The organism is Mesorhizobium sp. M8A.F.Ca.ET.208.01.1.1 (genome assembly GCF_004791315.1).
Classification (GTDB): domain Bacteria; phylum Pseudomonadota; class Alphaproteobacteria; order Rhizobiales; family Rhizobiaceae; genus Mesorhizobium.
On record NZ_SRUT01000002.1, the window covers coordinates 807488 to 822785 of the forward strand.

Annotated in this window: 14 protein-coding genes; 10 read left to right on the forward strand and 4 right to left on the reverse strand. The window is 64.0% G+C overall.

Annotated elements, in window-relative coordinates; genetic code table 11:
• The first annotated feature begins 29 nt into the window (after positions 1 to 29).
• The gene (locus EN851_RS14430) at positions 30 to 929 is read left to right on the forward strand and encodes a hypothetical protein (protein WP_135920123.1); all 900 of its coding nucleotides are present in this window, start codon (positions 30 to 32) and stop codon (positions 927 to 929) included.
• Here EN851_RS14430 and EN851_RS14435 read toward each other — a convergent pair.
• Both EN851_RS14435 and EN851_RS14440 read right to left on the reverse strand, forming a co-directional pair.
• A complete protein-coding gene (locus EN851_RS14435; protein WP_135929487.1) occupies positions 916 to 1695 on the reverse strand; it encodes a phosphodiesterase in 780 nt (259 codons plus the stop codon). The two genes, EN851_RS14430 and EN851_RS14435, sit on opposite strands and share 14 nt — an antisense overlap.
• A 66-nt stretch (positions 1696 to 1761) precedes the next feature.
• A complete protein-coding gene (locus tag EN851_RS14440; RefSeq protein WP_135929488.1) occupies positions 1762 to 2550 on the reverse strand; it encodes a 3-hydroxybutyrate dehydrogenase in 789 nt (262 codons plus the stop codon).
• 227 nt (positions 2551 to 2777) lie between these two features.
• Here EN851_RS14440 and EN851_RS14445 point away from each other — a divergent pair, with 227 nt between their 5' ends.
• The 3 genes from EN851_RS14445 (at position 2778) to EN851_RS14455 (ending at position 5619) form a co-directional block, all read left to right on the forward strand.
• Positions 2778 to 3566, forward strand: a complete 789-nt coding sequence (locus EN851_RS14445) for an acetoacetate decarboxylase (RefSeq protein WP_127280247.1) — start codon at positions 2778 to 2780, stop codon at positions 3564 to 3566.
• Positions 3559 to 4719, forward strand: coding sequence for a patatin-like phospholipase family protein (locus EN851_RS14450; protein ID WP_127280248.1), 1161 nt, complete (start codon positions 3559 to 3561; stop codon positions 4717 to 4719). The genes EN851_RS14445 and EN851_RS14450 overlap by 8 nt, the downstream gene beginning before the upstream one ends.
• 183 nt (positions 4720 to 4902) lie before the next feature.
• Positions 4903 to 5619 (forward strand): MFS transporter, encoded by a 717-nt coding sequence (locus EN851_RS14455; RefSeq protein WP_245520743.1) that lies wholly within the window; start codon positions 4903 to 4905, stop codon positions 5617 to 5619.
• A 293-nt stretch (positions 5620 to 5912) separates the two neighbouring features.
• Here the strand turns inward: EN851_RS14455 and EN851_RS14460 are convergent, their stop codons facing one another.
• Positions 5913 to 7523 (reverse strand): inorganic phosphate transporter, encoded by a 1611-nt coding sequence (locus tag EN851_RS14460; protein ID WP_135920117.1) that lies wholly within the window; start codon positions 7521 to 7523, stop codon positions 5913 to 5915.
• A gap of 107 nt (positions 7524 to 7630) precedes the next feature.
• Positions 7631 to 8845, reverse strand: coding sequence for an ROK family transcriptional regulator (locus EN851_RS14465; protein ID WP_127278696.1), 1215 nt, complete (start codon positions 8843 to 8845; stop codon positions 7631 to 7633).
• A 217-nt stretch (positions 8846 to 9062) separates the two neighbouring features.
• Between EN851_RS14465 and EN851_RS14470 the strand changes: the two genes are divergently transcribed.
• The 6 genes from EN851_RS14470 to ugpC all read left to right on the forward strand — a co-directional run bounded on the left by EN851_RS14470 (position 9063) and on the right by ugpC (position 15274).
• A complete protein-coding gene (locus tag EN851_RS14470; protein WP_135863035.1) occupies positions 9063 to 10301 on the forward strand; it encodes an extracellular solute-binding protein in 1239 nt (412 codons plus the stop codon).
• A gap of 187 nt (positions 10302 to 10488) precedes the next feature.
• Complete coding sequence (locus EN851_RS14475) at positions 10489 to 11373, forward strand: sugar ABC transporter permease (RefSeq protein WP_127278694.1); 885 nt, start codon at positions 10489 to 10491, stop codon at positions 11371 to 11373.
• Positions 11373 to 12218, forward strand: a complete 846-nt coding sequence (locus tag EN851_RS14480; RefSeq protein ID WP_127278693.1) for a carbohydrate ABC transporter permease — start codon at positions 11373 to 11375, stop codon at positions 12216 to 12218. Before EN851_RS14475 ends, EN851_RS14480 begins: the two co-directional genes overlap by 1 nt.
• Entirely contained in the window at positions 12218 to 13240 is a 1023-nt protein-coding gene (locus EN851_RS14485) for an SIS domain-containing protein (protein WP_127278692.1), read from the forward strand. The genes EN851_RS14480 and EN851_RS14485 overlap by 1 nt, the downstream gene beginning before the upstream one ends.
• A complete protein-coding gene (locus tag EN851_RS14490) occupies positions 13240 to 14178 on the forward strand; it encodes a PfkB family carbohydrate kinase (RefSeq protein WP_127278691.1) in 939 nt (312 codons plus the stop codon). The genes EN851_RS14485 and EN851_RS14490 overlap by 1 nt, the downstream gene beginning before the upstream one ends.
• A complete protein-coding gene (ugpC, locus tag EN851_RS14495; protein ID WP_127278690.1) occupies positions 14165 to 15274 on the forward strand; it encodes a sn-glycerol-3-phosphate ABC transporter ATP-binding protein UgpC in 1110 nt (369 codons plus the stop codon). Before EN851_RS14490 ends, ugpC begins: the two co-directional genes overlap by 14 nt.
• The last annotated feature ends 24 nt before the right edge of the window (positions 15275 to 15298 follow it).

A 15298-nucleotide genomic window follows, 5' to 3' on the forward strand; every position in this document is an offset into this window, starting at 1 on the left:
TCCGATTTTGGAGCAATGGCGAAGTTTGCATGAGTTGGAAGCCGGCCAAGGGCCTTGTTGATCTGCTGAACCACAACTGGCCTGTCAGAAAGGTCAAGGCTTTTCGCAACGCATTGATTGAGCGTGATTTTCGCGCGCGCGGCATTCCCGAAGGCCTGAAATTCGCCGAGGAGTTGCGGCAAACCGGCTCCCAGCGCTTCTGCTTTGTCATTGCCTTCAATACGCCCTGGGTCATCGATGCGCTCACCCGCGCCTGGCATTTGTATTCCTCGGGAATGACGCTGGTCGTCGTTGACAATTCATCCGATCGATCAGCCAGGGTGCGTATTGCGGACATCTGCAGGGAGCGAAAAGTCACTTATTTCGGTTTGCCTCGGAATCGGGAAGGCCATCCCAACCGGTCGCACGGGATTTCCATGAACTGGATCTTCCACAACGTCGTTCGGCCATTGCGGCCGGAGCTTTTCGGATTTCTGGATCACGACTGCTTTCCGATCGCCCGCGTGGACATTCCCGCAATGATGGAGGGAAAAGTCGTCTACGGCTCAAAGCGCCCAGCGCAAGCGGACCCTGAAGCCTGGTTCATGTGGGCTGGGTTCTGCTTCTTCCGCTTCAGCGCCGTGCAAGGACTGGACCTGGACTTCACACCGCGTTTTGTCAGCGGAATGGACACCGGCGGCGGAAACTGGACGCTGCTGTATCGCGGGCTTGCTGAGAACGATGTTTCGGATGCACAGAAGACGGCAGCCGATCTCGACTTTGGTGGGGTAGAGGCGGACCATCGCATGCTGGGCGGCGCTTTTTTTCACATCGGCGGCGCCTCGCACAGAAAACTGGTCATGACCCGGGAGTACCGGCGGCTGATCTCGGACCATGTGTGGGAGACCCACCTCGGCGGCGGCGAAAGCCGCCTCGTCAAGGACCCTTGACCGGCTCGGGCTGGCCGGCCCCAAAATCGTGGAAATGCACCACCACCCCATCCGCATCGATGAAGATGACAGCATAGGCTGGCGGCTCATGGCCCAGCCGCCAGCTGTCCGAAAAATCCAGTGCGCTCTGGTGGTTGGTGCTGCGCAGCGTGCTGACCGGTATGCCGCGCCAACTGCCGGCGATCAGCCTGTGAACATGGCCGGCGAAGATGTGGCCGACATTGCCGTGGCGCCGGAGAATGTCATGCAAGGCATCGGCGTCGGCGAGCCTGACCTCGTCAAGCACCGGCATGTGGATCCGGAACGGCGGGTGGTGCATGAAGAGGAAAGCCGGCCGGTCGCGCGCTTCCTGCAGCTTCTCGTCGAGCCAGTCGAGACGGGCCGCGCACAGCCTGCCCTCGACATGTCCGGCGTCCAGCGTGTCGAGCAGGATCAGGCGGCCATCGCTGCCATCGAAGACGCTCTGGACGAACCCGCGCCCGGCCGGCGCTTCCGGGAACATCTCGAGAAAAAGCGCCCTGTCGTCGTGGTTGCCGAGCATCAGCCGGCAACGCGGCACGAACCCCGCCAGCGCCTGCCTCAACGCCGCATAGGCGGCGCGCTCGCCATCATTGGTCAGGTCGCCTGACATCACCACCAGATCGGCATCGGCATGGTTCCTGCCGATATCGGCCAGGCAAGCCTCCAGCCGGGCGAGCGGATCGGAGCCATGAAGACGGCCACCCGGCGCCATCAGATGCGGATCGGAGAGCTGGATGATTTTCATGGGCTCGCGCACTGCCTTCCTGCCGCCGCCTGGCGTCGGCCTGAAGCCGGTATGTTTCGACCAGCTCTACTGCGCCGTCCAGCCACCGTCCATCGGTAACGTAGTGCCGGTGATCTGCTTGGCCGCATCCGAACACAGGAACAATGCCAGTGCCGCAAGCTCTTCCACGGTGACGAATTCCTTGGTCGGTTGCGCGGCCAGCAGCACGTCGTGCTTGACCTGCTCCTCGGTCATGCCGCGCGCCTTCATCGTGTCGGGGATCTGCTTTTCGACCAGCGGCGTCCAGACATAGCCGGGCGCGATCGCGTTCACGGTGATGCCGTTCTGGGCGACTTCCAGGGCCACCGTCTTGGTCAGGCCCGATATGCCATGCTTGGCCGAGACATAGGCCGACTTGAACGGCGAGGCGACCAGTGCGTGCGCCGAGGCCGTGTTGATGATGCGGCCCCATTTGCGGCTTTTCATGCCCGGCACCACCGCCTTGATGGCGTAGAAGGCGGCAAGCAGGTTGATGCGGATGATAGCTTCCCATTTGTCGTCGGGGAACTCCTCGATCGGCGCCACATGCTGGATACCGGCATTGTTGACCAGGATGTCGAGGCTGCCGAACGCCTCTTCCGCGTTATGGATCATGGCGGTGACCGCGGCGCCATCCATCATGTTGGCGTCGGAATAGCGGCACCTGACGCCGAAATCCTTCTCGATGCCGGCTCGCTCCTGCTCGATGGCAGCGGCGTCGCCAAGGCCATTGATGGTGACGTTGGCACCCTCGGCGGCAAAGGCGCGGGCGATCGCGAGGCCGATGCCGCTGGTCGAGCCGGTGACAAGCGCATTCTTCGAAGACAGGGAACCCATGGGGAGATCTCGCAAGAGGTGGGAGGGAGTGGTGTTGAGGCAGATAGTTTGTGCGGCGCAACAAGACAATGCCACGGCCATGTGTCGGCTCGATTACAGCCCCGCGACCGCCTTTGCCGGCTTCGTGAAAGGGCGTCTTGGCGATGACACGGCATTGTCATGCTGCCATGCAACATATTTCCCAGCGCATTCGCGCGGGGTCATTTTCGAACGTTGGGGGCACCTAGATGGAAATCGCCGATGTCGTGAAGCGCGCCTATGCGATGCCGCTCACCAATCCCTCCTTCCCGCCCGGCCCTTATCGTTTCTTCGACCGCGAATACATCATCATCACCTACCGCACGACACGCGAGGCGCTCGAGGCCGTCGTGCCGGCGCCATTGGAGATCGATGAGCCGCTGGTCAAATACGAATTCATCCGCATGCCGGACTCGACCGGCTTCGGCGACTACACCGAGACCGGTCAGGTCATTCCCGTACGCCATAAGGGCCAGCACGGCGGCTATGTCCATTCCATGTATCTCGACGACGACGCGCCGATCGCCGGGGGCCGTGAGCTGTGGGGGTTTCCGAAAAAGCTCGCCAACCCCAAGATCGTCCATGAAGGCGAGGTGATCGTCGGCACGCTGCACTATGGCAGCGTTCTGTGCGCCACCGGCACGATGGGCTACAAGCATCGGGAAGCCGACCACGATTCCGTGCTCGCTTCGCTCGCCGCCCCCAATTTCCTGATCAAGATCATCCCGCATGTCGACGGCACGCCGCGCATCTGCGAACTGGTCCGCTACTACCTCACCGACATCACGCTGAAGGAAGCCTGGACCGCGCCGGCCGCGCTCGATCTGCGGCCCCATGTCATGGCCGACGTGGCGAAGCTGCCCGTGCTCGACATCGTGTCGGCGGTTCACTTCAAGGCGGACCTCACGCTCGGCCTGGGCGAAGTCGTACATGATTACCTCGCTGACCACAGCCGATCCGCTGCCAGCGCAACCCAGCTGGAGAAAGTCAGTGCTTGAGCGTACCCGCAACAAGGCAGCAGCCGCCACCATCGAGGAAATCACGGCGCAGTATGACCGTATCGCGCTGGTCTTCCAAGGCGGCGGTGCGCTCGGCGCCTATCAGGCAGGGGTCTATCAGGCGCTGGCCGATGCCGGCTGCGAACCGAGCTGGCTATCCGGCGTCTCGATCGGCGCCATCAACGCCGCGATCATCGCCGGCAATGAACCGAGCCGCCGGTTGCAGCGGCTGGAACAGTTCTGGCAGACGATTTCTGGCCGCAAGATCTGGTCCTACACGCCCGAAGGCGACATCTACCGCGACATCCGCAACCAAACCTCGTCGTTGATGACGATGACAATGGGCCAGCCCGGTTTCTTCAAGCCGCGCAATCCCAATCCCTGGTTCCAGCTGTCGGGGGCAGAAGGCGCCACCAGCTTCTACGACACCGCCGAGTTGAAGGACACGCTGGAGAGCCTGATCGATTTCGATGTGCTGAACGACGGCAAGAAGCGGCTGAGTGTCGGCGCGGTCAATGTCAGGACCGGTAACTTCGTCTATTTCGACACCGAGAAGGTGCGGATCGCGCCGGAGCACATCATGGCCAGCGGCGCGCTGCCACCGGCCTTCCCCTCGATCCGCATCGAGGGCGAATATTACTGGGATGGCGGCATCGTCTCCAACACGCCGCTGCAATATCTGCTCGACCAGGAAGAGGACCGTTCCTCGCTGGTGTTCCAGGTCGATCTGTTCAGCGCTCGCGGCGTGCTGCCGCGCGGCATGGCCGACGTGCTGTCGCGCCACAAGGACATCATGTATTCGAGCCGCACGCGGCAGAACACCGACAATTTCGAGCGCATCCATGCGCTGAAGATGAAGCTGCTCGATGCGCTGAAGCGCGTGCCGCCGGAGCAGCTCAAGGAAGGCGAGAAGGAGCTGATCGCCGACTATTCCAACGCCGGCGTCGTCAACATCGTCCACCTGATCTACCAGCACAAGGGCTACGAGGGTCACGCCAAGGACTACGAGTTTTCAGGCACCTCGATGCGCGAGCATTGGGAGATGGGCCTCGAGGACACCGAGCGCACGCTGCGTCACAAGAAATGGCTGATGCTGCCGACCAATGCCGATGGCGTCACCATCCACGACCTGCATCGCGAAGATCCGACTTGATACTTGCACCCGCCACAAGCTGAGCAATCTCGGGAAAATGCATAGCGGTCGCTCGGCTGGAAGCCCGTAAACTGTGAAGCTCTGCTTCATAGGCCATCAACATTATCGCGGATAGCCGCTCGCGGAGAGCGGGCTTACATCTGGGCGCCAGCAGAATGCGCTGGGCTCAATGGAGTACCGCCGATGACCGCCGAAGCCGTTTCCCCTGCTGTCGTTCCATCGCGTGACGCCTGGCGCGGCCTGCTGTGGTTTGTGCCGCTCACGGCGCTGTGGCTACTCTTGATCTATCGTTGGCCGGCGATCCCGGACAGCGGCGTTCCGACCACGTTCCACCAGCTCGCGGCTCACGGGCTCGTCGCTCTGGGATTGTGGCTCGGCCTCGAACATACGAGCCTGACGCCCGGTCAACGTCGCGCGACCTGGTTGGCGATCATGATCGCGGACACGCTGTGGTTCGCCGTCGCTTGGAGCGCCGCGATCAATGGCGTCTTCCACCAGGACGCCACGGCTTTGCCGGCGTTGCCATCGGCCATCTTCCTGCCGGTGGTCATCGGCGCGCCGCTGTTGCTGTTCTCTGGGCGGATCGGGCAGGTGCTCGATGCGATGCCAGCGAGCTGGCTCGTCGCGGTTCAGCTCTACCGCGTATTCGGCAGTTGGGCTCTCGCGGCGTGGCTGCATGGTGCGCTGCCCGGCGTGTTCGCAGTGCCAGCAGGCATCGGAGACATGCTGACAGGACTGCTCGCGTTGCCGGCGGCGATCGCGGTGGCGAACGGCACAGCCGGAGGCGGGAGGGCGGCAACTCTCTGGAACGTCCTTGGCCTTGCCGATTTCGCTGTCGCGATCACCATGGGCATAATCACCTCGCCCGGCCCGTGGCAGTTGACGTTCCGGATGTGCTGAGCATCGGCGCTGGCGATTATCCGGGTGTGCTAACCCCTGCTTTCGTGGTGCCGAGTTCAATCCTGCTGCATGTGTTGTCGCTGCGCCAGCTGCGCCGCCGTAGCCGGGCGGAAGTTGCGCGGCGGCAGGAGTGAGGCTGGAGCCGGCCAACGATTCCATCGAAAGCTGAACCGTTCGAAGCGGCGCGTTCGCTTGGGAAGGCGCACGCTCTGACTCCTCAGTGGTCTTCGCAGGATGGGCCGACAAAGAGAAACGGCGCCGCAGGTGGCGCCGTTCTTTTGAGGGTCTGGCGCTCAGAACACCTGACGGAAGACGATGAACAGCGCGAAGGCGAGCGCGATCGAGCACGGCAGGGTCAGCACCCAGGCGAGCAGCAGATTGCGCACCGTCGACCACTGCAGGCCCGAGCCGTTCGCCGCCATCGTGCCGGCGACGCCGGATGACAGAACATGGGTCGTCGACACCGGCAGACCCAGACGGTCGGCCATGCCGATGGTGACCATGGCGACGAGTTCCGCGGCAGCGCCCTGGCCGTAGGTCAGGTGGCTCTTGCCGATCTTCTCGCCGACCGTGACGACGATGCGTTTCCAGCCGACCATCGTGCCCAGGCCGAGCGCCAAGGCGACCGCGACCTTCACCCAGATCGGGATGAACTTCGTCGCGTTGTCGACGGCCTTGTGATAGTCGGTGACCGCCTTGAGATCGGCGGCCTCCATCGGCAGCAACTGCTTCTTGTCGATCAATTTCAGCGCCTCGCCGATCAGATAGATGTCGTTGCGGGCGTTGCTGACCAGATCGGTCGGCACATTATCGACCGAAGCGTAAGGCTGCAGCTCGGCCGTTGTGCTGTGGATGTAGGTCTGCAACGCAACCGTCGTCTTGTCGCTCCAGGTCCGGGTGCGCACGGCATCCTGCACCGCTGCCTTGGCATCCTTCGCATCGGCGACGGTGACACCAGGCTTCACATATTTGCCCAGCGCGGTCTCCACGCTAGCCGAAGCCGACTTGTAGGCTTCGAGATAATTGATGTCGGGCGTACGGTTCAGCGCATAGGCCGTCGGCACGACGCCGATCAGGATCAGCATGATCAGGCCCATGCCCTTCTGGCCGTCATTGGAGCCATGCGCGAAGCTGACGCCGGTGCAGGTGAAGATCAGCAGCGCCCGGATCCACCAGGGCGGCGGGGCATTGCCCTTCGGCGCCTCGTAGAGCGCCGGATTGCGGACGAGAAGCTTCATCGCATAGAGCAGGATGGCGGCGGCGAAGAAGCCGATGATCGGCGACACCAGCAAGGTCACGCCAACATTGGTCGCCTGCGACCAGTCGACGCCGCTGGTGGCGCTGCCGGCGGGTGCCATGAACTGGTTGGCGAGGCCGACGCCGATGATCGAGCCGACCATCGTGTGCGAGCTGGACGCCGGCAGGCCGAGGAACCAGGTGCCGAGGTTCCACAGGATCGCGGCCACCAGCAATGCGAACACCATGGCGAAGCCGGAGGAGGAGCCGACCTGCAGGATCAGCTCGACCGGCAGCAGCGACAGGATGCCGAAGGCAACCGCGCCGCTGGAGGTGAGAACGCCGAGAAAATTGAAGGCGCCGGACCAGATGACGGCGAATTCCGCCGGCAGCGAGCGCGTGTAGATGACGGTCGCAACCGCATTGGCGGTGTCATGGAAACCGTTGACGAATTCGAAGCCGAGCGCGATCAGCAAGGCGATGCCGAGCAGGATCCACGGCACCGTCTTGGCCACCGCCAGGTCCTGGCTCAGCGCGTAGCCAACATAGACCACGCCGACCAGCACCAGCACCCCGAAGGCCGGCAGGAACCACTTCGCGCCGCCAGAACTATCCAGCGGATGATCTGGTCTCGGAATGCCCGCCTCACTAGAAACTATGTCCACCATGTCCCACTCCTATTGCATTGCAGCAAAGAACTGGAAAAGACGCTATGTCCGGACGATGAACCCTGTGTGACGTGGGGCGAGGCTCTGCCTTCGACGCACGGTCCCTTTCAAGCGGGCCCGGAGCGTGTCTTCAGGATCGCCGAGAACAGCGGATCGAAGGCACGGCTGATCGGCGCCGCCGCCGCGCCCAGCGCGATCGACCAGGGGTCGGTGGTGCCGAGCTGCAGCCGCGGCAAGGTCCGGCTTGGCCGGTCGGCGATCGACGGCAGCAGCGGATGCATCGCCTCGACAAGCCGGCGCGCCAGCGCTTCCGGCGCGCCGCTGGTCAGGATCACTGTCTGTGGGTCGAAGATGGTTTCGATCAGATGCACGCTCCAGCGCAGGTCGTGCGCCGCCCCGTCGATCCAGCGCATGATCTTCACGTCACCCGACGCGGCCAGCGCGCCGATCTTTCCGTAGAGGTCCTCGTCGGCGGGATCGAGACCGAGATGCTGGTAAAGCGAGGCCAGCGACGCGCGATGTTCGAGCGGTGTCGAGCCCGGACCGGCCGGCGACAGCAACGCCATGCCGATTTCGCCGGCATTGCCATGGCCGCCGCTGTACAGCTCGCCGTTGAGGATCAGTCCGGCGCCAATGCCATAGCCGACATAGAGGCACACCGCGTGGTCGACGCCATGCGCGGCACCCACGATGCGCTCCGCCGTCGCGCAGGCCGCGGCGTCGTTCTGCAGGCCGACATTCAGGCCCGTGCCCTTGGCCAGCGTGTCCAGCAGCGGAAACTTCTGCCAGGCCGGCATCATCCATTTGTCATCCGAATTCTTCAGGCCGAACGGGCCGGGCATGGCGACGCCGAGACCGACCAGGCGTTTCTCCGACTGCGAGGAGATGCCGGCCAGCTCACGCCGGACGCCATCGATCAGGGCCAGGATGACCTCGACGCCCTTTGACGGCTCGTTGAAAGGCAGGTTCGCCTCGGCGCGCGCCAGCACGCTGCCCATCAGGTCGACCGCGACCGCCCGCGTCAGGTGACGGTCGATCTGCAGGCCGATGGCGAAAGCGCCTTCGGGCACCAGCCTGTAGGGGGTCGACGGCTGGCCCCTGCCCTTGCGCACCGCATCGAGCGCCACGACCAGTCCATCGCTTTCCAGGTCCTCGACGATGTTGGATACCGCCTGCTTGGTGAGCTGCGTCGCCCGCGCCAGATCGGCCCGCGACAGCGCGCCATTGAGACGCAGCGCCTCGATCATGACGCGGCGATTATGCGCGCTGGTGCCCTCCTGGTTGGTGCCGCTTTTGGCGCGGATCGGGCTGATGTCGTCCATCGGCGTTTTCCCCTCTTGACTCCATTAGAATATTGATCGACTAATTAAGTCAAGCGAGTTGACTTAATGTAAGCCGGGCGCCGCAAAACAAGATGGTCAGGCTCCCAGCCTGTCGCCACGGGCAGCCGGTGATGATCAGGTCGCGCGACATGGATCCGGGAAGACGATGCCAAACGCAGGCACCGCCGACCCGTCAACGCCGGAATGGGAGAAGAAAATGCTTAAGACAATCACCAAGACACTGGTCGGCGCCGTCTTTGCCGGAGGACTGTTCGTCCCCCACGCATTCGCCGAAACGACGCTCAACGCGCTGTTCATGGCGCAGGCCGCCTACAGCGAGGCCGACGTGCGCGCCATGACGGATGCCTTCACCAAGGCCAATCCGGACGTCAAGGTCAATCTCGAATTCGTCCCCTATGAGGGCCTGCACGACAAGACCGTGCTCGCTCAAGGGTCGGGCGGCGGTTATGACGTCGTCCTGTTCGACGTCATCTGGCCGGCCGAATACGCCACCAACAAGGTGCTGGGCGATGTGTCTTCGAAGATCACGGACGACATGAAGAAGGGCGTGCTGCCGGGCGCCTGGACCACCGTCCAGTATGACGGCAAGTTCTATGGCATGCCCTGGATCCTCGACACCAAATACCTGTTCTACAACAAGGACATCCTGGAAAAGGCCGGCATCAAGACCCCGCCGAAGACCTGGGAAGAACTCGGCGCACAGGCCAAGATGATCCAGGACAAGGGCCTGCTGAAGACGCCGATCGCGTGGAGCTGGTCGCAGGCCGAGGCCGCGATCTGCGACTACACCACGCTGGTCAGCGCCTATGGCGGCGACTTCCTCAAGGACGGCAAGCCTGACTTCCAGAATGGCGGCGGCCTGCTGGCGCTGAAATACATGGTCGACAGCTACAAGTCGGGTCTCACCAATCCCAATTCCAAGGAATTCCTGGAAGAGGACGTTCGCAAGGTCTTCGAAAACGGCGACGCCGCCTTCGCGCTGAACTGGACCTACATGTACAACATGGCCAACGACCCGAAGGACTCGAAGGTGGCCGGCAAGGTCGGCGTCGTGCCGGCGCCGGGCGTTGCCGGCACAAGCGAAGTGTCGGCCGTCAACGGCTCGATGGGCCTTGGCGTCACCGCGGTCTCCAAGCACCCGGACGAGGCCTGGAAGTACATCACCTTCATGACCTCGCAAGCCACGCAGAACCAATACGCCAAGCTCTCTTTGCCGATCTGGGCCTCGTCCTATGACGACCCGGCCGTCACCAAGGGCCAGGAGGAGCTGATCGCCGCCGCCAAGCTCGGTCTGGCAGCCATGTATCCGCGTCCGACCACGCCGAAATACCAGGAGCTGTCGACCGCGCTGCAGCAGGCCATCCAGGAATCGCTGCTCGGCACATCTTCGCCGGAAGATGCCCTGAAGACCGCCGCGCAGAACAGCGGCCTTTGAGACAAGCTAGTCGTTCAATACGGGCGACACTACAGCGTCGCGTCCCTTATGACGCGCAAAAGACGCTGTAGCACTTTCTATCTTGCGCATGATCCTTTCCGGAAATCGGCCTCCGATTTCCGGGGTCATGCGCGAGTGCCGCCCGTGCTATGTCCGGATCACAGATGAAAGAAGAGAGGCTGCTCCGATGTCGAGCACCTGGATGACGACCCGCGCATGGCTCTTGATGCTGCCTTTGCTCGTGGTCATGGTCGCCGTCATCGGCTGGCCGCTGGTCGACACGGTCGGCCTTTCCTTCACCGACGCCAAGCTGGTCGGCACGGGCGGCGATTTCGTCGGCTTAGACAATTACTCCAACATGCTGTCGAGCTCGAATTTCTCGCGTACGCTGGTGACCACGACATTGTTCGCGGTCATCTCTGTTGCCGCCGAAATGGTGATCGGCGTCCTCGCCGCCCTTCTGCTCAATCAGGAATTTCGCGGCCGGGCCATCCTGCGCGCCCTGATGATCCTGCCCTGGGCATTGCCGACCGTGGTCAACGCCACGCTGTGGCGGCTGATCTACAATCCCGAATATGGCGCGCTCAATGCCGCGCTGACGCAACTGCATCTCATCGACGCCTACCGCTCCTGGCTCGGCGAGCCGGGAACGGCGCTGGCGGCCCTGATCGTCGCCGATTGCTGGAAGAATTTTCCGCTGGTGGCGCTGATCGCGCTCGCCGCTCTCCAAGCCGTGCCGCGCGACATCACCGCCGCCTCGCTCGTCGATGGCGCGGGACCTTTCAACCGCTTTCGCTTCGTCATCCTGCCCTATCTCGCCGGGCCGCTGATGGTGGCGCTGGTGCTGCGCACCATCGAGGCCTTCAAGGTTTTCGACATCATCTGGGTGATGACCCGCGGCGGGCCTGCAAACACCACGCGAACGCTCTCGATCCTCGTCTACCAGGAAGCCTTCTCCTTCCAGCGCGCCGGCTCGGGCGCGTCGCTGGCGCTGATCGTCACCTTGCTCGTCACGCTGCTCGCCGTCGCCTATGCGGCACTGGTGCGAAAGACCGCCGGGAGCGCCGCCTGATGGAACGCAGGAGCCCCGCCTTCACCGTCTTCATTTATGCCTGCGCGCTGCTGCTCGCCGCGATCATCCTGGCGCCCATCGCCTGGCTGTTCATCATGAGCATCTCGCCGGCCGCCGATCTTGCCGCCAAGCCGCTGCGCTGGTGGCCGCAGGCAGCCGACTTCTCCCGCTACCGACAATTGCTGTCGACGGCCGAAAACAGCGCGGGCGCCGCCTTCACCTCATCGCTGCGCAACAGCCTGGAGATATCAGGCATGGCGACGCTGGCGGCACTCGCCTTAGCCATCCCCGCCGGCTGGGCGGTATCGCGAACGCCCGCGATCGGCTGGTCGCTGTCGATGGTCATCGCCACCTACATGCTGCCGCCGGTGGCGCTCGCCGTGCCGCTCTATATGGGCCTGTCGCATCTTGGCCTGCTCAACAATGTCTTCGGCCTGGCGCTGGTTTATCTCACCATATTGGCGCCGTTCACCACGTGGCTGATGAAGTCCGGCTTCGATTCCATCCCGCGCGAGATCGAGGCGGCGGCGATGATCGACGGCGCCGGCCTGTTCCAGACATTGCGCATCATCACATTGCCGCTGGCGGCGCCGGTCATGGCGACATCGGCGCTGTTCGCCGTGCTGCTGGCGTGGGACGAATTCTTCTACGCGCTGCTGTTCACCTCCGACCAGCGCGCCAAGACCTTGACCGTCGCCATCGCCGATTTGGCCGGCGGCCGTGTTTCCGACTACGGCCTGATCGCAACCGCCGGCGTGCTGGCGGCCTTGCCGCCGGTGCTGATCGGCCTTGTCATGCAGCGGGCGCTGATCTCGGGCCTGACCAGCGGCGGTGTGAAAGGATGATGATGATGACTGCAGATAAGGAACGGCCGGCCGGATTGGTCGCCATCGACCGCGAAATGACGCGCCAGCACGCGGATGCGATCGCTTCGTTCCGGCAGAACACGGCCGAGGCGAAGAAGGCCGCAGCTTCCATCAAGCGCACCGGTCGTCTGCTCCTGCTTGGCATGGGCGGCTCGCATGCGGTGGGGCGTGCCGTCGAGCCGCTCTATCGCGGGCTCGGCATCGATGCGCTGGCGCTGCCGCTGTCCGAACAGCTTGGCCAGCCACTGCCGCTCACGGGCCGCACCGTAATCGTGACCTCGCAATCCGGCGAAAGCGCCGAGGTCGTCAGATGGTTTTCGCGGGCCGGCGGCAGCTCGGACATTTTCGGCCTGACGCTCGAAGGCGGTTCATTTCTCGCCCGCACCGCGCCTTGCCTGGTCGGCGACGGCGGCACCGAGCTGGCTTTCGCCGCCACACGCAGCCTGACCGTGACCCTGGCCCTGCATCTGGCCATCCTGGCTGCTCTGGGTGAGGATCCGGCCCCTGCCCTTGCCATGCTCGAGGCTCCGCAGGATTGCGACGTCGCCCCCGCGCTCGCAGCACTTGGCAAGGTGGATACGATCGTCACCTCCGGCCGCCGCCTGCAAGGCGTGGCCGAAGCCCTGGCGCTTGGCCTGACCGAACTGTCGCGGCTGCCCTGCTTTTCGCTCGAAGGCGGCCAGTTGCGGCACGGGCCGATGGAGATGCTCGGCCCCAAAATCGGCGTCATACTGTTTCGCGGCAACGACCCCACGTCGGAGCTGGTGACCGCCATGGCCCTTTCAGTGATCGAGGCCGGCGCGCCGCTGGTCATTTTCGACGCGTCCGGGCAAGCGCCTGTCGCCGGTGCCGTCACGCTCTCGTTCAGACCCGCTTCAGGGATGGCCGCTGTCTTCACCATGCTGCCGGTGGCGCAGCGCCTCATGATCGCCTTCGCCGACAGCCGCGTCGACAATGCCGGCACGCCCGTGCGCACCACCAAGATCACCAGGAGCGAGTGATGCGTCCGCTTGCGGTGATCGGCAACGTCAATGTCGACCTGATTGTCGGCCCGGTCGCGCCATGGCCGAAGGCGGGAACCGAGACCGTCGTCGATCATGACGAATTGCGCGTCGGCGGCCAGGCCGGCAACACCGGGCTCGCCTGGCAAGCGCTGGGCGTCGATTTCGCCATTGCCGCCAATGTCGGTGACGACCAGTTCGGCCATTGGCTTCGCGAGGCGTTCGGCGCCCGTGCCGAGAAATGGCCGGTCCGTCCCGAAGGCACGACCTTGTCGGTCGGCATGACCCATCCCGATGGCGAACGGACTTTCTTGACCACGCGCGGCCACCTGCCCCGCTTCAGCCTCGGGGATGTCTTGTCCGTTCTCGACGGCAGCGCGCTCTCCGGCGGCTACGCACTGCTCTCCGGCTCCTTCCTGACCGAGGACCTCACGCGCGACTACAACGCATTTTTCGACTGGGCCGACAGCCACGGCATATCCGTGGCGCTCGACACAGGCTGGCCGATCGATGGCTGGACCGAGGTCAATTGCGCCGCGACAAGGGCGTGGTTGTCGCGCTGCGCGCTGGCGCTGTTCAACGAAGTCGAGACGGTGACCCTGGCGGGATTGCCGAGTCCTGAGGACGCGGCGCGGGAAATCCGATCCAGCATGAGGCAAGGCGCGACCTTCGTCGTCAAGCGTGGGCCGCGGGGCGCCATCGCAATCGGCCCGGACAACACCCTTGTCGAAGCCGCCGCGCCCGATGTCCGTGTCGTCGACACGATCGGCGCCGGCGACGTCTTCAATGCCGCCTTCCTGGCCGCTTTGGCGCAGGAACAGCCGCTGTCCGCGTGCCTCCGCGCCGCGACCTATGTCGCCTCGCGCGCCATTTCCACCTTGCCCCGCAACTATGGCGGGCCGATGCAGTCTAGGGAATCCATGCATGAGCGCGCTTGAAATCCGCGGCATCCGCAAAAGCTACGGCAGTGTCGAAACGCTGAAAGGCATCGACATCGCGCTGCAGAGCGGTGAATTCCTGGTGCTGCTCGGATCGTCCGGCTGTGGAAAGTCGACGCTTCTCAACATCATCGCCGGCCTTGCCGAAGCGACCAGCGGCGATGTGCTGATCGGCGGCCGCTCGATCCTCGGCGTCCACCCCAAGAACCGCGATATCGCCATGGTCTTCCAGTCCTACGCGCTCTATCCGAACCTGACCGTGCGCCGCAACATCGGCTTCGGGCTGGAGATGCGCGGCGTCGCCGCTGACGAGCGCGACAGGGCCGTGAACGAAGCGGCGAGACTGCTGCAGATCGAGGCGTTGCTCGACCGCAAGCCGAGCCAGCTTTCCGGTGGTCAGCGCCAGCGCGTCGCCATCGGCCGGGCGCTGGTGCGCAAGCCGCAGGTCTTCCTCTTCGACGAGCCGTTGTCCAATCTCGATGCCAAGCTGCGCCTGGAGATGCGCACCGAATTGAAGCGTCTGCACCAGATGCTGCAGACGACCGTCGTCTACGTTACCCACGACCAGATCGAGGCGATGACGCTGGCCAGCCGCATCGCCGTCATGCGTGACGGCAGGATCGAGCAGCTCGGCACGCCGGAAGAGATCTACAACGAGCCGGCAACACTCTATGTCGCCGGCTTCGTCGGCGCGCCGTCGATGAATATGCTGCAGGCCACCGTCACCGGCGGCAAGCTGGCCATTGCCGAATCCGATGTACGGATCTCCTTGCCGGCACGCTATGCGAACGCGGCTCGTGAAGGCGCACAAATGGTCGTCGGCATCAGGCCGGAAGCGCTTCGTGTGGCGACCGGAGCCGCCACCGACCTGTCATTGCCGGTGGAGATCGAGGTCGTCGAACTGACCGGCCCCGAACTGGTCACGACGGCCAGGATCGGCACGCAGCGGCTGACCGCTTGCCTCCCGCCGCGAGCCCAGGTCGCCAAGGGCGAAAAGCGCAGCCTCACCTTCGACGAGGCCGCGCTTCGCTTGTTCGACCCCTCGACGGGCAAAGCCCTGCCGGCGACGGGTCTCGAACGGACGACGTCCCACTGAGATATCGAGGGCATCGGGCGTAGA

Excerpts from the sequence above, each read along its gene's own strand:
- EN851_RS14430 (WP_135920123.1), top strand. The coding sequence starts at position 30 with ATGAGTTGGAAGCCGGCCAAGGGCCTTGTTGATCTGCTGAACCACAAC.
- EN851_RS14470 (WP_135863035.1), top strand. The coding sequence starts at position 9,063 with ATGCTTAAGACAATCACCAAGACACTGGTCGGCGCCGTCTTTGCCGGA.
- EN851_RS14455 (WP_245520743.1), top strand. The coding sequence starts at position 4,903 with ATGACCGCCGAAGCCGTTTCCCCTGCTGTCGTTCCATCGCGTGACGCC.
- EN851_RS14445 (WP_127280247.1), top strand. The coding sequence starts at position 2,778 with ATGGAAATCGCCGATGTCGTGAAGCGCGCCTATGCGATGCCGCTCACC.
- EN851_RS14460 (WP_135920117.1), bottom strand. The coding sequence starts at position 7,523 with ATGGTGGACATAGTTTCTAGTGAGGCGGGCATTCCGAGACCAGATCAT.
- EN851_RS14440 (WP_135929488.1), bottom strand. The coding sequence starts at position 2,550 with ATGGGTTCCCTGTCTTCGAAGAATGCGCTTGTCACCGGCTCGACCAGC.
- EN851_RS14480 (WP_127278693.1), top strand. The coding sequence starts at position 11,373 with ATGGAACGCAGGAGCCCCGCCTTCACCGTCTTCATTTATGCCTGCGCG.
- EN851_RS14490 (WP_127278691.1), top strand. The coding sequence starts at position 13,240 with ATGCGTCCGCTTGCGGTGATCGGCAACGTCAATGTCGACCTGATTGTC.
- EN851_RS14465 (WP_127278696.1), bottom strand. The coding sequence starts at position 8,845 with ATGGACGACATCAGCCCGATCCGCGCCAAAAGCGGCACCAACCAGGAG.
- EN851_RS14475 (WP_127278694.1), top strand. The coding sequence starts at position 10,489 with ATGTCGAGCACCTGGATGACGACCCGCGCATGGCTCTTGATGCTGCCT.
- ugpC (WP_127278690.1), top strand. The coding sequence starts at position 14,165 with ATGAGCGCGCTTGAAATCCGCGGCATCCGCAAAAGCTACGGCAGTGTC.
- EN851_RS14485 (WP_127278692.1), top strand. The coding sequence starts at position 12,218 with ATGATGATGACTGCAGATAAGGAACGGCCGGCCGGATTGGTCGCCATC.
- EN851_RS14435 (WP_135929487.1), bottom strand. The coding sequence starts at position 1,695 with ATGAAAATCATCCAGCTCTCCGATCCGCATCTGATGGCGCCGGGTGGC.